Raw genomic sequence first — 22,583 nt, 5'->3', positions numbered from 1 at the left:
CGTCGTGGCAAAGATCCTCGACTAAGCAAACTTCCTGGAGCAGGCTGGCGGTACAATACCGTCGGCTTGTTCCCATGTTCCAGGGCGCACGCCGCCCATCGCTCTTTTAAGGAAATATCATGCAGAACCAGAAGATCCGTATCCGCCTGAAGGCTTTCGACTATCGCCTGATCGACCAGTCGGCAGCCGAAATCGTGGATACCGCCAAGCGCACCGGCGCGATCGTCAAGGGCCCGGTGCCCCTGCCGACCCGTATCCAGCGCTTCGACATCCTGCGTTCGCCGCACGTCAACAAGACGAGCCGTGATCAGTTCGAGATCCGCACTCACCAGCGCCTGATGGACATCGTCGATCCTACCGACAAGACCGTTGACGCACTGATGAAGCTCGACCTGCCGGCCGGCGTCGACGTCGAAATCAAGGTGTAAGGTATTCTGCACAAGACCGCCCAAAGCGGTTTTGCGCAAGCAAGAACGGCGAACTTCGGTTCGCCGTTTTTGTTTTTGTGCTCCCATCTAGGAAGGCCCGCGCCGGCGCAGTGTCTGCCCCGGCGGCTCGCCGAAACTCTTGCGGTACTCCACGCTGAAACGTCCCAGGTGGCTGAAGCCCCAGCGCAAGGCGGCGGCGGTGACCGAATCGATCGCCAGGTCGTTCAACAGGTCATGGCGAACACGCTCCAGCCGCACGGCGCGCAGGTAGGCCATCGGACTGATGCCGCGGTGCTCGCGAAAGCCCGCATAGAGCCCGCGCAGGCTGACGCCGGCGAGTTCCGCCAGCAGGGCCGGGGTCAGCGCCGCCTGCGCATGGGCATGGATGTATTCCTCGACCTGCTTCACATGGCGCGGCGCCAGTGGCTTGCCGCGCGCTCGCATGGCCTCCCCCAGGCTATGGGGCTGCACGGTCAACAGCGTGCCGATCACCAGTTGCTCCAGCTGACAGGCCGTCAGCGGGTGCCGCGCCGCGTCCGGCGCCAAGGCGAACAGGTTTGCCAGGTAGTGCATCAGCTGGTACCAGGCGGCCAGGCGGCGCCACGCCATCCCAAGTTCGAAACGCAGCGGCGCCTGTGGCCGATGGCCCAGGTACGCCGCGCACACGCGCTCCAGCGCAGCGCGTTCCACGCGCAAGATGAGCTGGTCGCTATCGTGGCTCCAGCGCATTCGCACGGGGTCGCTGGGCGTGAGTACCGAGGCCATGTCGCAGTCGGACCGGAGTTGTTGCTGGCCGCATTGGATCTGCGCATGGCCCGCCAGCGGCATCTGCACAAGCAGGAAGTCATCGAGCGGCCCAGGCTCGATCTGGACCTCCGCGCCATAAGCCAGCCGGTTGAACGACACCGCACCAAGTGGTGCATGATGCATTCTGGCAGACAACGTGGTGCCGCCGATAGTGAGCTTGTGCGGCTTGAAAACCGTACCCACCGCTGCGCGCGTCTGGGCCTGGTCGGTCGAGGCGAAGACCAGCCGGGTGGGGTCGGATAGCAGGGCGCCTGCCAGCGGCTCGGCGGCCGTGGCCGCGGGGGGCTGCGGCATTGTCTCGCTCCTCGGCGTCATTGGCGCGCCGCTTAGTACGTTGGGCCCGGCCAGCCTGCGGGCGGATTCCTTCACACCACTATAGTGGATCGCTTCCCTGCGTCCCTTGCCCACGGCGGCATTTTCCTGCACTAATCGGATAGCCGCTGCAGCCCGCGGCTAGTTTGCTGCGGTGCGGATCACCCATGATGGAATCCAGCACGGCAGCCCCATCCCCGAAAACAAAGGAACACAGCCCATGGGCCAGACCATCCAGATTCCCGCCGCCGACGGCAGCGGCACATTCAGCGCCTACCTTGCCACGCCTGCATCGGGCAAGGGGCCCGGCATCGTGTTGTGCCAGGAAATCTTCGGCGTCAACGCCACCATGCGCGCGGTGGCCGACTACTACGCCGAGGAAGGCTACACGGTGCTGGTGCCGGACTTGTTCTGGCGTTTGGCGCCCGGCATCGAACTGGGCGATCGCGGCGAGGACTTCCAGCGCGCCTTGGGCTTGTATCAGCGCTTCGACGAGGCCCTCGGCGTCCAGGATGTCGGTGCGGCGCTCGACGCGCTGCGCGCCCGTCCTGAGTGCGTGGGCCAGACCGGGGTGCTTGGCTTTTGCCTGGGCGGCAAGCTGGCCTACCTGGCTGCTTGCCGCCTGGCCGGCGTGGCCTGCGCGGTGGCGTACTACGGCGTCGGCATAGAGCGCGCGCTAGGCGAGGCGGCCAATATCCAGGGACGGCTGGTGCTGCATGTGGCCGAGCGCGATGGCTTCTGCCCGCCCGAGGCGCAGGCGCAGATCCGCGCGGCCCTTGGCGCCAAGGACGGTATCGAGGTGTACGTTTATCCGGGTGTCGACCACGCGTTCGCACGCACCGGCGGCGAGCATTTCGACCACCCCTCGGCACTGATGGCGCATCAGCGCTCGATTGCCGCGCTGCGCGCGGAGATGGGGCCGCACTACGACTTCTCGGCCCTCTGGGACAAGCACTGTGAATACGAATTCGCCACGCGCGATGTCGCCGCGACGATGGCGACGATGGTGGCCGAGCCTTACGTCAACCATATCCCAACCATGACCGGCGGCGTCGGCCACCGGCAGCTCAGGCGTTTCTACCAGAACCACTTCGTCAACAGCAATCCGCCGGATACGACCCTGATCCCGTTGTCGCGCACCGTGGGCGCCAGCCAGATCGTCGATGAGATGCTGTTCTGCTTCACGCATACCTGCGAGGTCGACTGGATGCTGCCGGGCGTGCCGCCCACCGGCAAGCGGGTGGAGATTCCGCTTATCGCCATCGTCAAGTTCCGCGGGGACAAGCTGTACCACGAGCACATCTACTGGGACCAGGCCAGCGTGCTGGTGCAGATCGGCAAGCTCGATCCAGCGGGCCTGCCGGTGGCCGGCATCGAAACCGCCCGCAAGCTGCTGGACGAGACGCTGCCCTCGAATACGTTGATGGCACGCTGGCAGGAGAGCGAAGGCAAGTAATAGCCAGGAGTGGACAGTAAGGACTGCGGCTTCAGTCATCACATAAAAGCAAAAGGGTGCACCCGGAACGCGCCGTCGCAAGGCGGCAGCCGGGCGGCGTCCAAGACAACCAGGAGACAGCGTCATGAAAGGACTGAAGGACAAAGTGGCCATCATCAGCGGTGGCGCCACGCTGATCGGCGCGGGCGTGGCAAGCGCCTTCGTCCAGGCGGGCACGCGGGTGGCGATCCTCGATATCGATGCCGCCGCCGGCGAGCGCGTGGCTGGCGCGCTGGGCGAGCGAGCGTTGTTCGTGCGCACCGACATCACCGACGATGCCCAGGTGGCCGCGGCGGTAACGCGGGTGGGCCAGCACTTTGGTGGCGTCGACTACCTGGTTAACCTGGCCTGCACGTATCTGGATGACGGCTTCAAATCCGGCCGCCGTGACTGGCTTGCGGCGCTGGACGTCAACGTGGTTTCCGGCGTCATGCTGGCGCAGGCCGTGCACTCGGCCATGCGAGCTCGCGGCGGTGGCGCCATCGTGAACTTCACCAGCATTTCCGCCAATGTGGGGCAGACGGGCCGCTGGCTCTATCCGGCCTCCAAGGCTGCCATCCGGCAACTGACCCGCAGCATGGCCATGGATCTGGCGCCCGATGGCATCCGGGTCAACGCCGTCTCTCCGGGCTGGACCTGGTGCCGGCTGATGGACGAGGTCAGCGGCGGCAACCGCGAGCGCACCGATCGCGTGGCGGCGGACTTCCATCTCCTTGGCCGCGTTGGCGAGCCTGACGAAGTGGCTCAGGTCGTGTTGTTCCTCTGTTCCGACCACGCCAGCTTTGTCACCGGCGCGGACTATGCGGTGGACGGCGGCTACTCGGCGATGGGGCCGGAGCGGAACGTGCCCGCCATTCCCCGGCTAGCCGATTGAAGCCGGTATCGAGCAGCCCCGAGCCGGGGCTTCGACTTTCATGCTGAATATCCAGTAGGAGATTGCCATGAGCCAACGCATTGCTATCGTCGGGGCGGGCCAGTCCGGCCTGCAGATGGCCCTCGGGCTGCAAGCCAGGGGCTATCAGGTCACGCTGCTGACCAATCGCACGCCGGACCAGGTCCGGGCGGGCAAGGTCATGTCCAGCCAGTGCATGTTCGATCGTTCGCTCCAGGCCGAGCGCGAGCTGGGGTTGAACTGGTGGGACGATTCGTGCCCGCCCGTGGAAGGGATCGGCCTGGCAATTCCGCACCCGGAGCAGCCTGGCGCCAGGCTGATCGACTGGAGCGCCCGGCTCGAGCGCCCGGCCCAGGCCGTGGACCAGCGGCTCAAGATGCCAGCATGGATGGAGGCCTTTGCCCAGCGCGGCGGGGACCTGCGCATCGCCGATGCCGGCATCGATGAACTGGAAGCGCTGGCGATCGAGCACGATCTGGTACTGCTCGCCGCCGGCAAGGGCGAAATCGTCAGCCGTTTCGAGCGCGACGCCGCGCGCAGTCCGTTCAGCGCGCCGCAACGCGCGCTGGCCTTGACCTATGTGAGCGGCATGACGCCGCGCACGCCGTACTCGCGGGTTTGCTTCAACCTGATTCCCGGCATCGGCGAGTACTTTGTGTTCCCTGCGCTGACCTTGAGCGGACCCTGCGAAATCATGGTGTTCGAGGGCATCCCGGGCGGACCCATGGACCAATGGGCCGAGGCGCGCACGCCCGAGCAGCACCTGGCCGAAAGCCTGCGCATCCTGCGCACTTGGCTGCCGTGGGAAGCGCAGCGCTGTGAACATGTCACGCTGACCGACGAGCAGGGCATCCTCGCGGGCCGGTTCACGCCGACCGTGCGCCATCCGGTCATGACGTTGCCGTCCGGCCGGCTGGTGTTCGGCATGGCTGATGCGGTGGTGGTCAACGACCCTATCACCGGGCAGGGCTCGAATAATGCCGCCAAATGCTGCAAGGTCTATCTCGATGCGATCGTCGCGCGCGGCGAGCGCGCCTTCGACGCCGCCTGGATGACACAGACCTTCGCCAGCTACTGGCAATACGCGGGCGATGTCGTGAACTGGACCAATTCGCTGCTTACGCCCCCGCCGGCGCACATCCTGGCGCTGCTGGGCGCGGCAGCGCAGGCGCCGGCGCTGGCAGCGCGCATTGCCAACGGCTTTGACAACCCGCCGGACTTCTTCCCCTGGTGGGCAGATCCTGCGGCTTGCCAGCAGCTGATCGACCAGCATTTGCCACAGGCAGCCTGAGATGGAAGCCGCCTGTGCTGTGCTCGACACCAAGGCGCTGCGCAATGCATGTGGCCGCTACGCCACTGGCGTAGCCGTCATCGGGGCCTGCGGCGCGCAGGGCCGCCCGATCGGCCTGACCATCAATTCCTTCGCCTCGTTGTCGCTCGCGCCACCGCTGATCCTGTGGAGCCTCGCCTTGCGTTCGCCAAACGCGGCGCAATTCACGCCGGGGAGACCCTTCGGCGTCAGCATCCTGCGGGCGGGGCACGGTGAGCTCGCCCGGCGCTTCGCCACGCCCGCGGAGGACAAGTTTGCCGGCGTCGCGCATCGGCGCTGCCAGCGCGGCGTGCCCTACCTCGATGATGCCCTGGCCACGCTGGCGTGCCGGGTGGAGCGCGCCGACGCGGTCGGGGATCACTTGCTGATCGTGGGCCAGGTGGAGGGGTTCGAGGTAGGGGAGGGGGAGCCGCTGGTGTTCTTCGGTGGGGAATTTGTGCAGCTGGGGCGATAGCGTCACGCGGAAGCACCACAAAACAACACCGCCCCGTGCGCCCCCTCATCGTTGTCAATCCACGCTTGCTCTTTCCAAATCAACGCGATATAGTGTAAGGCTACCCGTTTGTCTATGGGTAGTGGGCTGGCCAGCTTGGCCGCGCTGTCTTCTTTAGCGCAAGCCCCGCACTGCAAACACTTTTTTCACGGACGACGGCGATTCAATTCCCGTTACCGTGGTCGAGGTCGGCGACAACCGCGTGACGCAAATCAAGACGGACGAGACCGACGGTTATACCTCGGTTCAAGTCACTTTCGGCGCACGCCGCGCTAGCCGCGTCACCAAGCCTTTGGCAGGTCACCTTGCCAAAGCTGGTGTTGAAGCTGGTGAAATCATCCGCGAATTCCGCATCGATGCCGCTAAGGCTGGCGAACTGCAACCCGGCGGCACGCTGTCGGTTGACCTGTTCGAGGTCGGTCAAAAGATCGACGTCCAGGGCGTGACCATCGGTAAGGGCTACGCCGGTACCATCAAGCGTCACCATTTCGCATCGGGTCGTGCCTCCCACGGTAACTCGCGTTCGCACAACGTGCCGGGTTCCATCGGTATGGCGCAGGATCCGGGCCGTGTGTTCCCCGGCAAGCGCATGACTGGCCATCTGGGTGACGTCACCCGCACCGTCCAGAACCTGGAAATCGCCAAGATCGACGCAGAGCGCAAGCTGCTGCTGGTCAAGGGCGCCATTCCCGGCTCCAAGGGCGGCAAGGTTATCGTTACCCCGGCCGTCAAGGCCAAAGCCAAAGCTTAAGGAGCGAATCAATGGAACTCAAGCTCCTCCAGGACAATGGCCAGATCGGTGCAGGCGTTGACGCCTCGCCCGAAGTCTTCGGCCGTGACTACAACGAAGCCCTCGTTCACCAGGTCGTCGTCGCTTACCAGGCTAACGCTCGCAGCGGTAACCGTAAGCAGAAGGACCGTGAAGAGGTCAAGCACACGACCAAGAAGCCTTGGCGCCAGAAGGGTACGGGTCGCGCCCGTGCCGGTATGTCTTCCTCGCCGCTGTGGCGCGGGGGCGGCCGTATCTTCCCGAATTCGCCGGAAGAGAACTTCACGCAGAAGGTCAACAAGAAGATGTTCCGTGCCGGTATGCGCTCGATTTACTCGCAGCTCGCACGTGAAGGTCGTATCAACGTGGTGGACGGTTTCACCGTCGATGCGCCCAAGACCAAGCTCTTGGCGGACAAGTTCAAGGCCATGGGCCTGGACTCGGTGCTGATCATCACCGACAGCCTCGACGAAAACCTCTACCTGGCTTCGCGCAATCTGCCGCACGTGGCGGTTGTCGAGCCGCGCCAGGCTGACCCGCTGTCGCTCGTGCACTACAAGAAGGTGCTGGTGACCAAGGCAGCCGTCGCGCAGATCGAGGAGTTGCTGAAATGACGCAAGTAGCCAAGAACGATCATCGTTTGATGCAGGTGCTGCTCGCGCCGGTGGTTTCCGAAAAGGCAACCCTGGTCGCCGACAAGAACGAACAAGTTGTGTTCGAAGTCGCTCGCGATGCCAACAAGGCAGACGTGAAGGCGGCAGTCGAACTGCTGTTCAAGGTCGAGGTGCAGTCCGTTCAGATCCTGAACCAGAAGGGCAAGCAAAAGCGTTTTGGCCGTTTCATGGGGCGTCGCAACCACGTGAAGAAGGCTTACGTTTCGCTCAAGCCGGGTCAGGAAATCAATTTTGAAGCGGAGGCCAAGTAATCATGGCACTCGTCAAGACCAAGCCGACGTCCCCGGGCCGTCGCTCCATGGTAAAGGTTGTTAATCCCAACCTGCACAAGGGCGCGCCCCACGCTCCGCTGCTGGAAAAGCAATTCCAGAAGTCGGGCCGTAACAACAACGGTCACATCACCACCCGCCACAAGGGCGGTGGTCATAAGCACCATTACCGCGTGGTCGACTTCAAGCGCAACGACAAGGACGGCATCGCCGCCAAGGTCGAGCGTCTGGAATACGATCCGAACCGCAGCGCCAATATCGCGCTGGTGCTGTTCGCCGACGGCGAGCGCCGCTACATCATTGCCACCAAGGGCATGGTAGTTGGCCAAGCGTTGATGAACGGCTCGGAAGCTGCGATCAAGTCGGGTAACAACCTGCCGATCCGCAACATTCCGGTTGGTACCACCATCCACTGCGTGGAAATGCTGCCGGGCAAGGGCGCTCAGATCGCTCGCGCCGCTGGCGGTTCCGCTGTGCTGCTGGCTCGTGAAGGCATCTACGCTCAGGTTCGCCTGCGCTCCGGTGAAGTGCGTCGCGTTCACATCGAATGCCGCGCCACCATCGGTGAAGTCGGTAACGAAGAGCATAGCCTGCGCGTCATCGGCAAGGCCGGTGCAAATCGTTGGCGCGGTATCCGCCCGACGGTTCGCGGCGTTGTGATGAACCCGGTGGACCACCCGCACGGTGGTGGTGAAGGCAAGACCGCTGCTGGTCGTGACCCGGTCTCGCCGTGGGGTACCCCGGCCAAGGGTTACCGTACCCGCAGCAACAAGCGCACTGCCAGCATGATCGTGCAGCGCCGCCACAAGCGTTAATCGGTAGGTAGGAGCCTAGACATGACACGTTCCGCAAAAAAGGGTCCGTTCTGTGACGCCCACCTGCTGAAAAAGGTGGAAGCGGCCTCAGCCGGCAAGGACAAGAAGCCCATCAAGACTTGGTCGCGTCGCTCGACCATTCTGCCGGACTTCATCGGCCTGACGATCGCCGTACATAACGGCCGTCAACACGTGCCGGTGTATGTTTCGGAAAACATGGTTGGCCACAAGCTCGGTGAATTTGCGCTCACGCGTACGTTCAAGGGCCACGCGGCTGACAAGAAAGCGAAGAGGTAAGGTGCCATCATGGAAGTGAAAGCGATTCATCGCGGTGCCCGCATCTCCGCCCAGAAAACGCGCCTGGTCGCTGACCAGATCCGCGGTCTGCCGATCGAACGCGCGCTCAACGTCCTGACGTTCAGCCCGAAAAAGGCGGCCGTCATCGTGAAGAAGGTGGTCGAATCGGCCATCGCCAACGCCGAGCACAACGAAGGCGCCGACATCGACGAACTGAAGGTCAAGACCATCTTCGTCGACAAGGCAACCTCGCTCAAGCGTTTCACGGCACGAGCAAAGGGCCGCGGCAACCGCATCGAGAAACAAACTTGTCACATCACTGTGACGCTCGGCAACTAAGGAGTCACGATGGGACAGAAGATTCATCCGACTGGCTTCCGTCTGGCCGTCAGCCGTAACTGGGCTTCGCGTTGGTACGCCAACAACACGAAGTTCGCCGGCATGCTGAAGGAAGACATCGAAGTTCGCGAGTTTCTGAAGAAGAAGCTCAAGAACGCTTCGGTTGGCCGCGTCGTGATCGAGCGCCCCGCCCGCAATGCACGTCTCACCATTTATAGCTCGCGTCCGGGCGTGGTGATCGGCAAGAAGGGTGAGGACATCGAACTGCTCAAGGCCGAGCTGCAACGCCGCATGGGTGTGCCCGTGCACGTGAACATCGAGGAAATCCGCAAGCCGGAAACCGATGCGCAGCTGATCGCCGACTCGATCACCCAGCAGCTCGAGCGCCGTATCATGTTCCGCCGCGCAATGAAGCGCGCGATGCAGAACGCGATGCGCCTCGGTGCCCAGGGCATCAAGATCATGAGCGCCGGTCGTCTGAACGGCATCGAAATCGCTCGTACCGAGTGGTATCGCGAAGGTCGTGTGCCCCTGCACACCCTGCGCGCCGACATCGACTACGGCTTCTCCGAAGCAGAAACCACCTACGGCATCATCGGTGTCAAGGTGTGGGTCTACAAGGGTGATCACCTCGGCCGCAACGATGCGCCGGTGGTGGAAGAGCCGCAAGACGATCGTCGTCGTCGCCCGGGTGGTCGTCCTGATGGTCGTCGCCGTGAAGGCGAAGGCGGCCGTCCGGGTGGCAACCGCCGCGGTGGCGCGGGTGCCGGTGCAGGTCGCCGCGCTCCTGGCGCAGATGCGAAGAGTGGAGAATAACGATGCTGCAACCTAAGCGCAGAAAATACCGCAAGGAGCAGAAAGGCCGCAACACGGGTAAGGCTACCCGTGGCAACGCCGTGTCTTTCGGCGAATTCGGCCTGAAGGCGATGGGCCGTGGTCGTCTGACGGCTCGTCAGATCGAGTCGGCACGTCGTGCGATGACCCGTCACATCAAGCGTGGCGGCCGCATCTGGATCCGGATTTTCCCGGACAAGCCGATCTCGAAGAAGCCCGCCGAAGTCCGTATGGGTAACGGTAAGGGTAATCCGGAATACTACGTGGCAGAAATCCAGCCGGGCAAGATGCTGTACGAAATGGATGGCGTGACGGAAGAGCTGGCTCGTGAGGCGTTCCGCCTCGCGGCCGCCAAGCTGCCGATCGCCACCAATTTCGTGGTGCGCCAGGTCGGGACGTAAGGAGAGCAGGGATGAAAGCATCCGAACTTCGCGGCAAAGATGCCGCAGGGCTGAACCAGGAGCTCTCCGAGCTGCTGAAGGCCCAATTTAGCCTGCGCATGCAAAAGGCCACCCAACAGCTGCAGAACACCAGCCAGCTGAAGAAGGTGCGCAAGGACATCGCGCGGGTGCAAACCGTGCTGAACGAAAAGGCGACCTCGAAATGACTGAAACTGCACAAACGGAATCGTCGCTTCGCCGCACGCTGGTCGGTCGGGTAGTTAGCGACAAGATGGACAAGACCGTCACGGTCTTGATCGAAAACCGCGTCAAGCATCCTCTGTACGGCAAGTACGTGCTGCGTTCCAAGAAGTACCACGCACACGACGAAGCCAACCAGTACAAGGAAGGCGACAAGGTTGAGATCCAGGAAACGCGTCCGCTGTCGCGGACCAAGTCCTGGGTGGTTTCCCGTCTGGTCGAAGCTGCGCGCGTCATCTAAAAAACCACAGGTTTTCGGATGACTTGCGAGTCCAGGGTTATGTGCTATAATCCTGGACTTCCGCTTTGTTGCATTCGCCTTAGTTGTATCACCCCGGCGAATCGGTGAAGCGAACCTAGCCGAGCGGCTCCTGATTAACCATGACCATGATTCAGACAGAAAGCCGGCTCGAAGTAGCCGATAACACTGCGCAGCGCCGCGCGGTCGCGTGAAGAAGGGCGATATTTACAACGCCGTCGTCGTGCGTACCGCCAAGGGCGTGCGTCGCGCTGATGGTTCGCTCGTCAAGTTCGACAGCAATGCCGCTGTCTTGCTGAACACCAAGCTCGAGCCGATCGGCACCCGTATTTTCGGGCCGGTGACTCGTGAACTCCGTACCGAGCGCTTCATGAAGATTGACCGGAAAAGACAAGGGCAAGCGCGGCACCGTGCAAGCCATGCTCGGCGAGAAGGTTGTGGTGGAAGGCGTCAACGTTGCCAAGAAGCACGCACGCCCGAACCCGATGCTGGGCACCACCGGTGGTGTGGTCGACAAGGTCATGCCGCTGCATATTTCTAACGTTGCGCTCGTGGATGCCAATGGCAAGCCGTCGCGCGTCGGTATCAAGGTGGAAGACGGCAAGCGTGTACGCGTGCTGAAGACCACCGGTGCCGTCGTGGCAGCTTGATTCTGGGCACAGATAGGAGTTGAGCATGACTGCACGTCTGCAAGAGTTTTACAAAGAACAAGTAGTACCGAAGCTGATCGAACAATTCGGCTTCAAGTCGGTCATGGAAGTGCCGCGCATCACCAAGATCACCCTGAACATGGGCCTTGGCGAAGCCATCAATGACAAGAAGGTCATTGAGCTGGCAGTGGGCGACCTGACCAAGATCGCCGGCCAAAAGCCGGTGGTGACCAAGGCCAAGAAGGCAATCGCCGGCTTCAAGATCCGCCAGGGTTATCCCATTGGCGCGATGGTGACGCTGCGCGGCGAACGCATGTTCGAATTCCTGGATCGTCTCGTGACCGTGGCCCTGCCGCGCGTGCGTGACTTCCGTGGTGTTTCGGGCCGCTCGTTCGATGGTCGTGGTAACTACAACATCGGTGTGAAAGAGCAGATCATTTTCCCCGAAATTGAGTACGACAAGATCGACGCACTGCGTGGTCTGAACATCAGCATCACGACGACGGCGAAGAATGACGAGGAAGCCAAGGCACTCCTCGCAGCATTCAAGTTCCCGTTCCGTAATTAAGGGGTAACCGTGGCTAAATTGGCTCTGATTGAACGTGAGAAGAAGCGCGCTAGGCTCGTGGCAAAGTATGCCGACAAGCGTGCGACCCTCAAGGCCATTATCGACGACCAAGAGAAGTCGGAAGAAGAGCGTTATAGCGCGCGTCTCGAGCTGCAGCAGCTCCCGCGCAACGCGAACCCGACTCGCCAGCGTAACCGCTGCGCGATCACCGGTCGTCCCCGCGGTACCTTCCGCAAGTTTGGCCTGGCGCGTAATAAGATCCGTGAAATCGCCTTCCGTGGCGAAATCCCGGGTCTGACGAAAGCCAGCTGGTAATTACGCACAGGCTACAGGAGAAACAGTATGAGCATGAGCGATCCTATCGCCGATATGCTGACGCGCATCCGCAACGCCCAAGGCGTGCAGAAAGTGTCGGTTGTCATGCCGTCGTCGAAGCTGAAAGTGGCAATCGCCAAGGTCCTTAAGGACGAAGGCTACATCGACGACTACGCCGTGAAAGAAGAAGGCGGCAAGGCACAACTGAGCATCGGTCTGAAGTACTACGCTGGCCGTCCGGTCATTGAGCGCATTGAACGCGTCTCGAAGCCTGGTCTGCGCGTGTACAAGGGCCGCAGCGACATCCCCCAAGTGATGAACGGCCTCGGCGTCGCAATCATCTCGACCCCCCAGGGTCTGATGACCGATCGCAAGGCGCGTGCCACTGGCGTGGGCGGCGAAGTTCTTTGCTACGTCGCGTAAGGAGTAGACCATGTCCCGTGTAGGTAAGGCTCCCATCGCGCTGCCCAAAGGCGCAGAAGTCAATGTGGCGGCTGGCGTGCTCTCCGTTAAGGGCCCGCTCGGCACGCTGACGCAGCCGATTCACAGCCTGGTCAAGGTCAATGTCGAAAACGACACGCTGACCTTCGCCCCGGTCGATGAATCGCGTGAAGCAAACGCACTGCAGGGCACCATGCGCGCCCTGGTGGCCAATATGGTCAAGGGTGTAACCGCCGGTTTCGAGCGCAAGCTTAACCTGGTCGGCGTGGGCTATCGTGCCCAGCTGCAAGGTACTGCGCTGAAGCTCCAGCTTGGTTTCTCGCACGACGTGATCCATGCGATGCCGGAAGGCGTGACGGCGACAACGCCCACGCAGACCGAGATCATCATCAAGGGTGCGGACAAGCAGAAAGTCGGTCAGGTGGCTGCGGAAGTCCGCGCGTACCGTCCGCCTGAGCCCTATAAGGGCAAGGGCGTTCGCTACTCGGACGAGCGCGTCCTCCTGAAGGAAACCAAGAAGAAGTAAGGGGTGCAATCATGAACAAGAAAGACGCTCGTTTGCGCCGTGCACGTCAGACCCGCGCCAAAATCGCGGAGATGAAGATCAATCGTCTGACCGTGTTCCGTACGAATTCGCATATTTACGCCCAGGTCTACTCGCCGTGCGGCACGCAAGTGCTGGCATCGGCTTCGACCGCCGAGGCAGAAGTGCGCAAGGAACTGACCGGCAGCGGTGCTACCGCAGCCGCCGCGACCCTGATTGGCAAGCGCATCGCCGAAAAGGCGAAGGCAGCTGGCGTGGAAACCGTTGCGTTCGATCGCGGCGGCTTCCGCTTCCATGGTCGCGTGAAGGCACTGGCTGACGCAGCACGCGAAGCCGGCCTTAAGTTCTAAGCGCACATAGAGAGATACGTCATGGCAAAAATGCAAGCAAAAGTCCAGCAGGACGAACGCGACGACGGCCTCCGCGAGAAGATGATCTCGGTCAACCGTGTCACCAAGGTGGTGAAGGGTGGCCGGATTCTCGGTTTCGCTGCGCTGACCGTGGTTGGTGACGGCGATGGCCGCATCGGCATGGGCAAGGGCAAGGCTAAGGAAGTGCCGGTTGCAGTTCAGAAGGCAATGGACGAAGCCCGTCGCAAGATGGTCAAGGTCTCGCTGAAGAACGGCACGCTGCAACACGAAGTCGTTGGCAAGCACGGCGCCGCCAAGGTGCTGATGATGCCCGCCAAGGAAGGTACCGGCGTGATCGCTGGTGGCCCGATGCGCGCGATTTTCGAGGTGATGGGCGTGACCAACGTCGTGACCAAGTCGCACGGCTCGACCAATCCGTACAACATGGTTCGCGCCACGCTGGACGGTCTTCAAAAGATGAGCACGCCGGGCGAGATCGCCGCAAAGCGTGGCAAGTCTGTTGAAGACATCCTCGGTTAAGGAGTCGGACGAAATGTCGCAACAAACCGTAAAAGTGCAACTCGTGCGCAGCCTGATCGGCACGCGTGAGGATCATCGCGCCACCGTCCGTGGCCTGGGCCTGCGCCGTATCAATTCGGTGTCGGAGCTGCAGGACACGCCCGCCGTGCGCGGCATGATCAACAAGGTCTCGTACCTGGTCAAGGTTCTGGCCTGAGTCTCGGGACACGGAGAGCAAGATGCAACTCAACAACCTGAAACCGGCTGACGGTTCGAAGCACGCCAAGCGTCGCGTCGGCCGCGGTATCGGCTCCGGCCTGGGCAAGACTGCCGGCCGTGGTCACAAGGGTCAGAAGTCGCGTTCGGGCGGCTTCCACAAGGTCGGCTTCGAAGGCGGTCAGATGCCGCTGTATCGTCGCCTGCCGAAGCGTGGCTTCACGTCGCTGACGAAGGCCTTCAACGCCGAAGTGACCCTGCGTGATATCGAGCGCCTGGAAGCCACCGAGGTGGACCTGCTGGTTCTGAAGCAAGCTGGCCTGGTGGCTGAGCTGGCCAAGAGCGCCAAGGTCATCAAGGCTGGTGAGCTGACCCGCAAGGTTACGATCAAGGGTCTGGGCGCCACCGCTGGTGCCAAGGCTGCGATCGAAGCCGCCGGCGGTCAGATCGCGGCGTAATTTAGCAGCAGATTTCGCAGCATAGGCGAGTCACAGTCGGAGCATCGTTTGGCCACGGCGAAACCCAATGCAAGCACGCAAGCCAAGAACACGGCGAAGTACGGCGACTTAAAGCGCCGGCTGATGTTCCTGGTGCTGGCCTTGATCGTGTACCGCATCGGAGCGCATATTCCGGTGCCGGGAATCGATCCGGAACAGCTTGCGAAGCTTTTCCAGAGTCAGTCGGGTGGCATCCTCGGGATGTTCAACCTGTTCTCGGGCGGTGCACTGTCGCGCTTTACCGTCTTCGCGCTCGGCATCATGCCGTACATCTCGGCGTCGATCATCATGCAATTGCTGACGATCGTGCTGCCGCAGCTGGAGTCGTTGAAGAAGGAAGGGCAGGCGGGTCAACGCAAGATCACGCAGTACACGCGCTACGGCACGGTGGTTCTGGCCACTTTCCAGGCGCTGTCGATTGCAGTCGCGCTGGAATCTCAGCCCGGTCTGGTGATCGATCCGGGCCTGATGTTCCGGGCTACGGCAGTGATCACGCTGGTGACCGGTACGATGTTCCTGATGTGGCTGGGTGAGCAGATCACCGAGCGGGGTCTGGGCAACGGTATCTCGATCATCATCTTCGGCGGTATCGCAGCGGGCTTGCCCAACGCGATCGGCGGGCTCTTCGAACTGGTTCGCACCGGTTCCATGAGCATCATTGCATCGATCCTGATCGTTGCAATCATCGCCGGTGTTACCTTCGCCGTGGTGTTTGTCGAGCGTGGCCAGCGCAAGATCCTGGTGAACTATGCCAAGCGTCAGGTCGGCAACAAGGTGTATGGCGGTCAGTCGTCGCACCTGCCGCTGAAGCTGAACATGGCAGGGGTGATTCCGCCGATCTTCGCGTCGTCGATCATCTTGTTCCCGGCGACCATCGCGGGCTGGTTCACGTCTGACTCGACGAGCGCTGCAGGCCGGTTCATCAAGGACCTGGCTGCGACGCTTTCGCCGGGACAGCCGGTCTACATCCTGCTGTACGCTGCTGCAATTATATTTTTCTGCTTCTTCTATACGGCTCTTGTGTACAACAGCCGGGAAGTCGCGGACAACCTGAAGAAAAGCGGTGCCTTCATTCCGGGCATTCGTCCGGGCGAGCAGACGACGCGCTACATCGACAAGATTCTTGTCCGTCTGACGCTGGCTGGTGCGATCTACATCACACTGGTCTGCCTGTTGCCGGAATTCCTGGTACTGCGCTGGAACGTTCCGTTCTATTTTGGCGGAACCTCGTTGCTGATCATCGTGGTCGTCACGATGGACTTCATGGCCCAGGTCCAATCCTATGTCATGTCGCAGCAATATGAGTCCCTGCTGAAGAAAGCGAATTTCAAGGGTAATCTGACCTTGCGCTGAAGCCGGGTCGGTACAGGCTAGGTATGGCAAAAGACGACGTCATCCAGATGCAGGGGGAGGTCCTGGAAAACCTCCCCAACGCGACGTTCCGCGTCAAACTGGAAAACGGCCATGTAGTGCTGGGCCATATCTCCGGCAAGATGCGAATGAACTACATCCGGATTCTTCCGGGTGATCGGGTGACGGTTGAACTGACCCCATATGATCTGTCACGCGCGCGCATCGTCTTTCGGACGAAGTGAAGCGAACAGGAATTGAAGGAAGAGGAAAATCATGAAAGTGCTGGCTTCTGTTAAGCGCATTTGCCGCAACTGCAAAGTTATCAAGCGCAACGGTGTCGTGCGCGTGATCTGCTCGTCGGATCCCCGCCACAAGCAACGCCAAGGCTAATCGGAAAGAGGATTGACGAATGGCACGTATCGCAGGGGTTAACATCCCGAACCACAAGCATACCGAGATCGGCCTGACGGCTATTTACGGTATCGGCCGCTCGCGCGCCCGCAAGATTTGCGTGGCCACCGGCGTTCCCTTTGACAAGAAGGTCAAGGACCTGACCGACGGCGACCTGGAAAAGCTTCGTGACGAAGTAGCCAAGGCCACGGTTGAGGGTGACCTGCGTCGTGAAACCACGATGAACATCAAGCGTCTTATGGACCTTGGTTGCTATCGTGGCGTCCGTCACCGCAGGGGTCTCCCGATGCGCGGTCAGCGCACCCGCACCAACGCCCGTACCCGCAAGGGTCCGCGTAAGGCCGGCGTGGCTCTGAAGAAGTAAAGCCGAAGGCAGAGGAAGAAACTAATGGCAAAAGGTCCGAATAACGCCGCCCAGCGCGCGCGTAAGAAGGTCAAGAAGAACGTTGCCGACGGCATTGCGCACGTCCACGCTTCGTTCAACAACACCATCATCACGATCACCGACCGTCAGGGCAACGCTCTGGCATGGGCAACCTCGGGTGGCCAGGGCTTCAAGGGTTCGCGTAAGTCGACGCCCTTCGCAGCTCAGGTTGCTGCTGAGAACGCCGGCCGCGTGGCGCAAGACCAGGGTATCAAGAACCTGGACGTGCGCATCAAGGGTCCCGGCCCTGGCCGTGAATCGGCTGTGCGCGCGTTGAACGCGCTCGGCATCAAGATCTCGATTATCGAAGACGTGACGCCAGTGCCGCACAACGGCTGCCGTCCGCCCAAGCGTCGTCGGATCTAAGCGCCGGTGTATTACCCGGGCAGCGGGCGGGGTCTTCCTCGTTCTCAGCCCGGTGTGGTAACATCGCACGTTGACCTGCTGCATATGCTTTGCGGCAGGTTTTCGTTTTGCGTTTTTGTGTTTGGCGATTCGCTTCATCGCTAGTCGCCAGGCGCAAGTAGTCAGTCATATGCTTTGCGCATGCCCTTTCGGGGAATGTGCTGGATAAGCCCACCGTCTGCCACTCATGCGTTCCCAAGATCATTGGGGCGGAGAAGGCGGACTCGCGGCGCGTCAAACAAGGCGCCGCGATCGATCAGGAAGGAAGATAAAGTGGCACGTTATATCGGCCCGAAGGCCAAACTATCCCGTCGTGAAGGTACCGACCTGTTCCTGAAGAGCGCACGTCGCTCGCTCGCCGACAAGTGCAAGCTGGACAGCAAGCCGGGCCAGCACGGCCGCACCTCGGGTGCACGCACCTCCGATTACGGCAACCAGCTGCGCGAAAAGCAGAAGGTCAAGCGTATCTACGGCGTGCTCGAGCGTCAGTTCCGCCGCTACTTCGCTGAAGCCGACCGCCGCAAGGGCAACACCGGCGAGAAGCTGCTGCAGCTGCTGGAATCGCGCCTGGACAACGTTGTGTACCGCATGGGCTTTGGCTCGACCCGCGCTGAAGCGCGTCAGCTGGTGTCGCACAAGGCGATCCTGCTGAACGGTCAAGCCCTGAACGTGCCGTCGGCACAGGTCAAGGCTGGTGACGTCATCACCATCCGTGAGCAGTCGAAGAAGCAAGTCCGTATCGCCGAAGCGCTGTCGCTGGCTGAGCAATCGGGTTTCCCGGCATGGGTTGCCGTGGACGCGAAGAAGTTCGAAGGCACGTTTAAGCAAGTGCCGGATCGCGCCGATATCTCGGGTGACATCAACGAAAGCCTGATCGTCGAATTGTATTCGCGTTAATCACTCGAATTCTGTCCGATACCATCGAACGGTCAGGGGCTTGCGTTTCCCGCCAAGCTTCACATTCAGCCCGACGCGCTGCCGCGCGTCGGGCTTATTGCCCATCGTGCGATGGGATTTTCAGGTTCCATACGTCAGCCTTATCGGTGTAACGAGCCGAGGGTATTGAAAAGGACAACCTAATGCAAACAGCACTCCTCAAGCCTAAAATTATTGCCGTAGAGCCGCTAGGCGACCATCACGCCAAGGTCGTGATGGAGCCGTTCGAGCGTGGCTACGGCCATACGCTCGGTAACGCCCTGCGTCGCGTGCTGCTGTCGTCGATGGTCGGTTATGCACCGACCGAAGTCACGATCGCTGGGGTGGTCCACGAGTACTCCACCATCGATGGCGTGCAGGAAGACGTAGTCAACCTGTTGCTGAATCTGAAGGGTGTGGTCTTCAAGCTGCACAACCGCGACGAAGTCACGGTCTCGCTGCGCAAGGAAGGCGAAGGCGTTGTGACGGCAGCCGATATCGAGCTGCCCCACGATGTCGAGATCATCAACCCCGGCCACGTGATCGCTCACCTGTCGGCCGGCGGCAAGCTCGATATGCAGATCAAGGTCGAACAAGGCCGTGGTTATGTGCCGGGCAACGTGCGCAAGTTCGGCGACGAAGCAGGCAAGGTCATCGGGCGCATCGTGCTCGACGCTTCGTTCTCGCCGGTGCGCCGCGTTTCGTACGCAGTCGAATCGGCTCGTGTGGAACAGCGTACCGATCTGGACAAGCTGGTGATGAACATCGAAACCGACGGCGTGATCTCGCCCGAGGAAGCGATTCGTCAATCGGCGCGCATCCTGGTTGACCAGTTGTCGGTGTTCGCCGCGCTGGAAGGTACCGAGTCGTCGGCGGAAGCCGCTTCGAGCCGTACGCCGCAGATCGATCCGATCCTGCTGCGCCCGGTCGACGACCTGGAGCTGACGGTGCGTTCGGCCAACTGCCTGAAGGCCGAAAACATCTACTACATCGGCGACCTGATCCAGCGTACCGAGAATGAGCTGCTCAAGACCCCGAACCTGGGTCGCAAGTCGCTCAACGAAATCAAGGAAGTGCTGGCTTCGCGCGGCCTGACTCTGGGCATGAAGCTCGAGAACTGGCCGCCCGCAGGGCTGGAGAAGTAATATGCCGGGCGCGGTGGCGGGCTTGTCCAGCCACCGCGCCAGGTCATCGCGGCGACCGGCATGTGCCGGCTGCCTTAATAGACTACCGGCCCGCGCCGAACCGGAGAGTGTTCCGGCCAAGCGATAGAAGAGCTGGTCAAACATTGCAATAAAGGAATCATCATGCGTCACCGTCATGGTTTGCGGAAACTGAACCGCACCTCGTCGCACCGTCTCGCGATGCTGCGCAACATGTCCAACTCGCTGTTCCAGCACGAGCTGATCAAGACCACCCTGCCCAAGGCCAAGGAACTGCGCAAGGTTGTCGAGCCCCTCATCACGCTGGCCAAGAAGGACACCGTTGCCAACCGCCGCCTGGCTTTCGCCCGTCTGCGCGACCGCGACATGGTCACCAAGCTGTTCAACGAACTCGGCCCGCGTTACAACGCACGTCCGGGTGGCTACACCCGTATCCTGAAGTTCGGTTTCCGCCAGGGCGACAATGCGCCGATGGCGCTGGTCGAACTGGTTGACCGTCCGGAAATCACGGAAGCGCCGGCTGAAGAAGCAGGCGAATAAGGTCGATTCCGTCCCGGCCGCTTGCGACCTTTGGTCGCGGCGAGCCGCGCGGACACCGCTTACAATCGAGCCAGGCTATATGCCTGGCTCTTTTGTTTTCCAGGGCCGGTGTGCCGGAGCACCGCCGCCGGGGAGCCTGTGGCCTGGGGTGGCCTGGGAGGAAGGTCTGATGAGCGAAGCAATATTGGTGATGACGTCGCTGCCGGACGCCGAATCCGCGGGGCGTGTTGCACGGGCCGTGCTGGAGTCGAGGCTGGCGGCATGCGTGAACCGGCTGGCGCCGTGCGAGTCCGAGTATTGGTGGCAAGGTGAGATCGAAAGCGCACGCGAGTGGCCGCTGATCATCAAGACCACGCAGGAGCGCTACGCCGCGCTGGAGGCGGCGATCCGGCTCGCGCACCCCTACGAGGTGCCTGAGATCGTGGCGATGCCGCTGGTCGCCGGATTCGCGCCTTATCTGGCCTGGGTGGCGCACGAAACCCGATCGGCCGCGGACGAAGGCGATAGCGCGTAAGGATAAGGGTCGCTGCGCCGACCCACACTGAGGCTGGCAGTTGGCGGCAAGCACTGCTGCCGGGGACCGGCGCGGAGATGCGAGCGCAATGCGGATACGACGAATGACATTTCAAAGGCAGGGCATGAGTTTCGGTGCGAGCGCGAACGCCTCGGGTGGTTGGGGGGCTGGGCAAGACGTGCGGCATAGTGCCGCAGTGCGGCTGCTGATCATGCTGCTGGCCTCACTCTGGCTGTGCCTCGCCGGCGTGGCGCATGCCGCGGATGACGACTTCCTGCCGCCGGAACAGGCCTTCCGGTTCGCTGCCCACCAGGTCGATGCGAAGACGATCGAAGTGCGTTTCGACGTGGCGGATGGCTATTACCTCTACCGCGACCGCTTCGCCTTCGCGGCCCAGCCGGCTTCCGTCAAGCTGGGGACGCCCGCGTTCCCGCCCGGCAAGGTCAAGTTCGACGAGACCTTCGGCAAGGAGATGGAAACCTATCACGGCGGGCTGACCATCCGCGTGCCGGTGGAGTCCGCCCCGGCTGACGGCAAATGGTCGCTGGTGGTGACCTCCCAGGGCTGCGCCGACAAGGGGCTGTGCTATCCGCCGCAGGAGAGTGTGTTCAAGGTCGGCAGCGGCGTGCTCGACGGGCTGTTCGGCAAGCGGGCACCGGCGGATTCCAGCAGCATTGGCAACAGCCCGGCTGCCGCTGGCGGCGAGGGGGTAGCGGCATTGGCCGACCCCTCCCCCACAGCGCTGGCGCCCGCGGCCGACGAGAACGACCGCATTGCCGGCGCGCTGGCCAGCCGCAACCTCGGCGTGATTGCTGCGCTGTTCTTCGGGCTGGGCTTGCTGCTGACCTTCACGCCGTGCGTGTTGCCCATGGTGCCGATCCTGTCGTCGATCGTGGTGGGCGAGCACGTCACGCGCAAGCGCGCCTTGCTGGTATCGCTGGCCTATGTACTTGGCATGGCCGTGGTCTACACCGGCATCGGCGTGGCGGCGGGCCTGCTTGGCGAGGGCCTGTCGGCGGCGCTGCAGGCGCCGTGGGTGCTCGCGGCCTTTGCGTTGCTGATGGTGGCGCTGTCGCTGTCCATGTTCGGTCTCTATGAGTTGCAGCTGCCGCAGCACTGGCAGACCCGGCTGACCGCATCGTCCAACCGCCGCCAGGGCGGGCAGCTTGCCGGTGCTGCCGCCATGGGCGCGATCTCGGCACTGATCGTCGGGCCGTGCGTGACGGCGCCACTGGCCGGCGCGCTGGCCTATATCGCGCGCACCGGCGATGCCGTGGTTGGCGGCGGTGCGCTGTTCGCCATGGCGCTCGGCATGGGCGTGCCGCTGGTGCTGGTGGGCGTGGGGGCGGGCAACCTGCTGCCGCGCGCCGGGCGCTGGATGGAGACGACCAAGCGCTTCTTTGGCTTCCTGCTGCTGGGCGTGGCGCTCTGGATGGTGAGCCCGGTGCTGCCGGCATGGGCGCTGATGGCTGGCTGGGCTGCGCTGCTGCTGGTTGGCGCGGTCTTCCTGAGCGCCTTCGATTCACTCGGCCCTGATGCGCATGGCCTGGCCAGGGTGGGCAAGGGCCTGGGCCTGCTGGCGGCGCTGGCAGGGGCCATCCTGCTGGTCGGGCTGGCATCCGGTGGCCGGGACCCGCTGCAGCCGCTGGCCCACCTGAGCGCCGCGCGCACGGCACCGCAAGCTGCAGCCGGCGGCCCGTCCGAGGTACGGTTCGAGCGGGTCCGCTCGATCGCCGAGCTCGACGCGCGCGTGGCGCAGGCTGCCGCCGCCGGCAAGCCGGTGCTGCTCGATTTCTATGCGGACTGGTGTGTGAGCTGCAAGGAGATGGAGCGTTTCACCTTCACTGACGAGCGCGTGCGGGCCCGCCTGTCCGAGGTCGTGATGCTGCAGGCGGACGTCACCCGGAACAACGCCGACGACCGAGCGCTGCTCAAGCGCTTCGGCCTGTTCGGCCCACCGGGCATCATCCTGTACGGCGCCGACGGGCGCGAGCGGCCGGTTCGCGCGATCGGCTATCAGCCGGCCACGCGCTTTCTCGACACGCTCTCGCGTGCGCTTGATACCAAGGCCAGTACCTGAAAACCGCCTGAAGCGCCAGCTTCG

34 protein-coding genes and 2 pseudogenes are annotated in these 22,583 nt (G+C 62.4%); 35 read left to right on the top strand and 1 reads right to left on the bottom strand.

Annotated elements, in window-relative coordinates; all coding sequences use genetic code 11:
* Nucleotides 1-119: 119 nt before the first annotated feature.
* Nucleotides 120-428 (top strand): 30S ribosomal protein S10, encoded by a 309-nt coding sequence (gene rpsJ, locus OR16_RS23365; protein WP_006160488.1) that lies wholly within the window; start codon nt 120-122, stop codon nt 426-428.
* A gap of 87 nt (nt 429-515) precedes the next feature.
* Here rpsJ and OR16_RS23360 read toward each other — a convergent pair whose 3' ends face one another.
* The gene (locus tag OR16_RS23360) at nt 516-1,529 is read right to left on the bottom strand and encodes an AraC family transcriptional regulator (RefSeq protein ID WP_006160482.1); all 1,014 of its coding nucleotides are present in this window, start codon (nt 1,527-1,529) and stop codon (nt 516-518) included.
* Nucleotides 1,530-1,767: 238 nt separating this feature from the next.
* On the opposite strand from OR16_RS23360, the gene OR16_RS23355 reads away from it, so the two are divergent.
* From OR16_RS23355 to dsbD, 34 genes and pseudogenes are all read left to right on the top strand, one after another.
* On the top strand, nt 1,768-3,003 hold the full coding sequence (locus OR16_RS23355; protein WP_006160481.1) for a dienelactone hydrolase family protein: 1,236 nt from the start codon (nt 1,768-1,770) through the stop codon (nt 3,001-3,003).
* A gap of 124 nt (nt 3,004-3,127) precedes the next feature.
* Complete coding sequence (locus OR16_RS23350) at nt 3,128-3,916, top strand: SDR family oxidoreductase (protein ID WP_006160480.1); 789 nt, start codon at nt 3,128-3,130, stop codon at nt 3,914-3,916.
* Between the two features lie 67 nt (nt 3,917-3,983).
* On the top strand, nt 3,984-5,225 hold the full coding sequence (locus tag OR16_RS23345) for a styrene monooxygenase/indole monooxygenase family protein (RefSeq protein WP_006160479.1): 1,242 nt from the start codon (nt 3,984-3,986) through the stop codon (nt 5,223-5,225).
* A gap of 1 nt (nt 5,226) precedes the next feature.
* Nucleotides 5,227-5,718 carry a flavin reductase family protein gene (locus tag OR16_RS23340; RefSeq protein WP_006160477.1) on the top strand — a complete coding sequence of 164 codons (492 nt, stop codon included), beginning with the start codon at nt 5,227-5,229 and terminating at the stop codon, nt 5,716-5,718.
* A gap of 184 nt (nt 5,719-5,902) precedes the next feature.
* Nucleotides 5,903-6,508 (top strand): annotated as a pseudogene (gene rplC / locus OR16_RS23335) (50S ribosomal protein L3); the annotation flags it as partial.
* 11 nt (nt 6,509-6,519) lie between these two features.
* Nucleotides 6,520-7,140 carry a 50S ribosomal protein L4 gene (gene rplD / locus OR16_RS23330; protein ID WP_006160474.1) on the top strand — a complete coding sequence of 207 codons (621 nt, stop codon included), beginning with the start codon at nt 6,520-6,522 and terminating at the stop codon, nt 7,138-7,140.
* The gene (gene rplW / locus OR16_RS23325; RefSeq protein WP_006160473.1) at nt 7,137-7,451 is read left to right on the top strand and encodes a 50S ribosomal protein L23; all 315 of its coding nucleotides are present in this window, start codon (nt 7,137-7,139) and stop codon (nt 7,449-7,451) included. Before rplD ends, rplW begins: the two co-directional genes overlap by 4 nt.
* 2 nt (nt 7,452-7,453) lie before the next feature.
* Complete coding sequence (rplB, locus tag OR16_RS23320) at nt 7,454-8,284, top strand: 50S ribosomal protein L2 (RefSeq protein WP_006160472.1); 831 nt, start codon at nt 7,454-7,456, stop codon at nt 8,282-8,284.
* Between the two features lie 21 nt (nt 8,285-8,305).
* Nucleotides 8,306-8,581, top strand: coding sequence for a 30S ribosomal protein S19 (gene rpsS / locus OR16_RS23315; RefSeq protein ID WP_006160471.1), 276 nt, complete (start codon nt 8,306-8,308; stop codon nt 8,579-8,581).
* 9 nt (nt 8,582-8,590) lie between these two features.
* Nucleotides 8,591-8,920, top strand: coding sequence for a 50S ribosomal protein L22 (rplV, locus tag OR16_RS23310; RefSeq protein WP_006160469.1), 330 nt, complete (start codon nt 8,591-8,593; stop codon nt 8,918-8,920).
* A 9-nt stretch (nt 8,921-8,929) separates the two neighbouring features.
* On the top strand, nt 8,930-9,736 hold the full coding sequence (gene rpsC / locus OR16_RS23305; protein ID WP_006160467.1) for a 30S ribosomal protein S3: 807 nt from the start codon (nt 8,930-8,932) through the stop codon (nt 9,734-9,736).
* A gap of 2 nt (nt 9,737-9,738) precedes the next feature.
* The gene (rplP, locus tag OR16_RS23300) at nt 9,739-10,155 is read left to right on the top strand and encodes a 50S ribosomal protein L16 (RefSeq protein WP_006160465.1); all 417 of its coding nucleotides are present in this window, start codon (nt 9,739-9,741) and stop codon (nt 10,153-10,155) included.
* Nucleotides 10,156-10,166: 11 nt separating this feature from the next.
* Nucleotides 10,167-10,361 carry a 50S ribosomal protein L29 gene (gene rpmC / locus OR16_RS23295; RefSeq protein ID WP_006160464.1) on the top strand — a complete coding sequence of 65 codons (195 nt, stop codon included), beginning with the start codon at nt 10,167-10,169 and terminating at the stop codon, nt 10,359-10,361.
* Nucleotides 10,358-10,636: a 30S ribosomal protein S17 gene (gene rpsQ, locus OR16_RS23290; protein ID WP_006160462.1), complete on the top strand. Its 279-nt coding sequence runs from the start codon at nt 10,358-10,360 to the stop codon at nt 10,634-10,636. Before rpmC ends, rpsQ begins: the two co-directional genes overlap by 4 nt.
* Before the next feature lie 190 nt (nt 10,637-10,826).
* Nucleotides 10,827-11,033, top strand: a pseudogene (locus OR16_RS41720) (uL14 family ribosomal protein); the annotation flags it as partial.
* Complete coding sequence (gene rplX / locus OR16_RS23285) at nt 11,032-11,304, top strand: 50S ribosomal protein L24 (RefSeq protein ID WP_006160460.1); 273 nt, start codon at nt 11,032-11,034, stop codon at nt 11,302-11,304. The pseudogene OR16_RS41720 and the gene rplX, both read left to right, overlap by 2 nt.
* Before the next feature lie 25 nt (nt 11,305-11,329).
* Nucleotides 11,330-11,872 (top strand): 50S ribosomal protein L5, encoded by a 543-nt coding sequence (gene rplE / locus OR16_RS23280; protein WP_006160458.1) that lies wholly within the window; start codon nt 11,330-11,332, stop codon nt 11,870-11,872.
* Nucleotides 11,873-11,881: 9 nt separating this feature from the next.
* Complete coding sequence (rpsN, locus tag OR16_RS23275) at nt 11,882-12,187, top strand: 30S ribosomal protein S14 (RefSeq protein ID WP_006160456.1); 306 nt, start codon at nt 11,882-11,884, stop codon at nt 12,185-12,187.
* 27 nt (nt 12,188-12,214) lie between these two features.
* Nucleotides 12,215-12,610, top strand: coding sequence for a 30S ribosomal protein S8 (gene rpsH / locus OR16_RS23270; protein ID WP_006160454.1), 396 nt, complete (start codon nt 12,215-12,217; stop codon nt 12,608-12,610).
* Between the two features lie 10 nt (nt 12,611-12,620).
* Nucleotides 12,621-13,154: a 50S ribosomal protein L6 gene (rplF, locus tag OR16_RS23265; protein WP_006160452.1), complete on the top strand. Its 534-nt coding sequence runs from the start codon at nt 12,621-12,623 to the stop codon at nt 13,152-13,154.
* A gap of 11 nt (nt 13,155-13,165) precedes the next feature.
* On the top strand, nt 13,166-13,522 hold the full coding sequence (gene rplR, locus OR16_RS23260) for a 50S ribosomal protein L18 (protein WP_006160450.1): 357 nt from the start codon (nt 13,166-13,168) through the stop codon (nt 13,520-13,522).
* A gap of 21 nt (nt 13,523-13,543) precedes the next feature.
* On the top strand, nt 13,544-14,062 hold the full coding sequence (gene rpsE / locus OR16_RS23255; RefSeq protein ID WP_006160449.1) for a 30S ribosomal protein S5: 519 nt from the start codon (nt 13,544-13,546) through the stop codon (nt 14,060-14,062).
* Between the two features lie 13 nt (nt 14,063-14,075).
* Complete coding sequence (gene rpmD / locus OR16_RS23250) at nt 14,076-14,258, top strand: 50S ribosomal protein L30 (RefSeq protein ID WP_006160440.1); 183 nt, start codon at nt 14,076-14,078, stop codon at nt 14,256-14,258.
* A gap of 22 nt (nt 14,259-14,280) precedes the next feature.
* Nucleotides 14,281-14,715, top strand: a complete 435-nt coding sequence (gene rplO / locus OR16_RS23245) for a 50S ribosomal protein L15 (RefSeq protein ID WP_006160439.1) — start codon at nt 14,281-14,283, stop codon at nt 14,713-14,715.
* 48 nt (nt 14,716-14,763) lie between these two features.
* Entirely contained in the window at nt 14,764-16,107 is a 1,344-nt protein-coding gene (secY, locus tag OR16_RS23240; protein ID WP_006160437.1) for a preprotein translocase subunit SecY, read from the top strand.
* A 23-nt stretch (nt 16,108-16,130) separates the two neighbouring features.
* Nucleotides 16,131-16,349, top strand: coding sequence for a translation initiation factor IF-1 (infA, locus tag OR16_RS23235; protein ID WP_006160436.1), 219 nt, complete (start codon nt 16,131-16,133; stop codon nt 16,347-16,349).
* Nucleotides 16,350-16,380: 31 nt separating this feature from the next.
* Nucleotides 16,381-16,497, top strand: a complete 117-nt coding sequence (gene rpmJ, locus OR16_RS23230) for a 50S ribosomal protein L36 (protein WP_006160433.1) — start codon at nt 16,381-16,383, stop codon at nt 16,495-16,497.
* A gap of 19 nt (nt 16,498-16,516) precedes the next feature.
* A complete protein-coding gene (gene rpsM / locus OR16_RS23225) occupies nt 16,517-16,882 on the top strand; it encodes a 30S ribosomal protein S13 (RefSeq protein WP_006160431.1) in 366 nt (121 codons plus the stop codon).
* A 24-nt stretch (nt 16,883-16,906) separates the two neighbouring features.
* Nucleotides 16,907-17,308, top strand: a complete 402-nt coding sequence (gene rpsK / locus OR16_RS23220) for a 30S ribosomal protein S11 (RefSeq protein ID WP_006160430.1) — start codon at nt 16,907-16,909, stop codon at nt 17,306-17,308.
* A gap of 312 nt (nt 17,309-17,620) precedes the next feature.
* Nucleotides 17,621-18,244, top strand: a complete 624-nt coding sequence (rpsD, locus tag OR16_RS23215; protein WP_006160429.1) for a 30S ribosomal protein S4 — start codon at nt 17,621-17,623, stop codon at nt 18,242-18,244.
* Nucleotides 18,245-18,426: 182 nt separating this feature from the next.
* A complete protein-coding gene (locus OR16_RS23210; RefSeq protein WP_006160428.1) occupies nt 18,427-19,407 on the top strand; it encodes a DNA-directed RNA polymerase subunit alpha in 981 nt (326 codons plus the stop codon).
* A 162-nt stretch (nt 19,408-19,569) separates the two neighbouring features.
* Nucleotides 19,570-19,965, top strand: coding sequence for a 50S ribosomal protein L17 (gene rplQ, locus OR16_RS23205; protein ID WP_006160427.1), 396 nt, complete (start codon nt 19,570-19,572; stop codon nt 19,963-19,965).
* A gap of 169 nt (nt 19,966-20,134) precedes the next feature.
* Nucleotides 20,135-20,479, top strand: coding sequence for a divalent-cation tolerance protein CutA (gene cutA, locus OR16_RS23200; RefSeq protein ID WP_006160426.1), 345 nt, complete (start codon nt 20,135-20,137; stop codon nt 20,477-20,479).
* A 124-nt stretch (nt 20,480-20,603) separates the two neighbouring features.
* Nucleotides 20,604-22,559, top strand: coding sequence for a protein-disulfide reductase DsbD (gene dsbD / locus OR16_RS23195; protein ID WP_043420785.1), 1,956 nt, complete (start codon nt 20,604-20,606; stop codon nt 22,557-22,559).
* Nucleotides 22,560-22,583: the final 24 nt, after the last annotated feature.

The organism is Cupriavidus basilensis OR16 (genome assembly GCF_000243095.1).
In the GTDB taxonomy this organism is placed as follows: Bacteria; Pseudomonadota; Gammaproteobacteria; order Burkholderiales; family Burkholderiaceae; genus Cupriavidus; species Cupriavidus basilensis_D.
The sequence above is the reverse complement of the archived record's forward strand: the minus strand, read 5'-3'. Positions and strand labels throughout refer to the sequence as shown.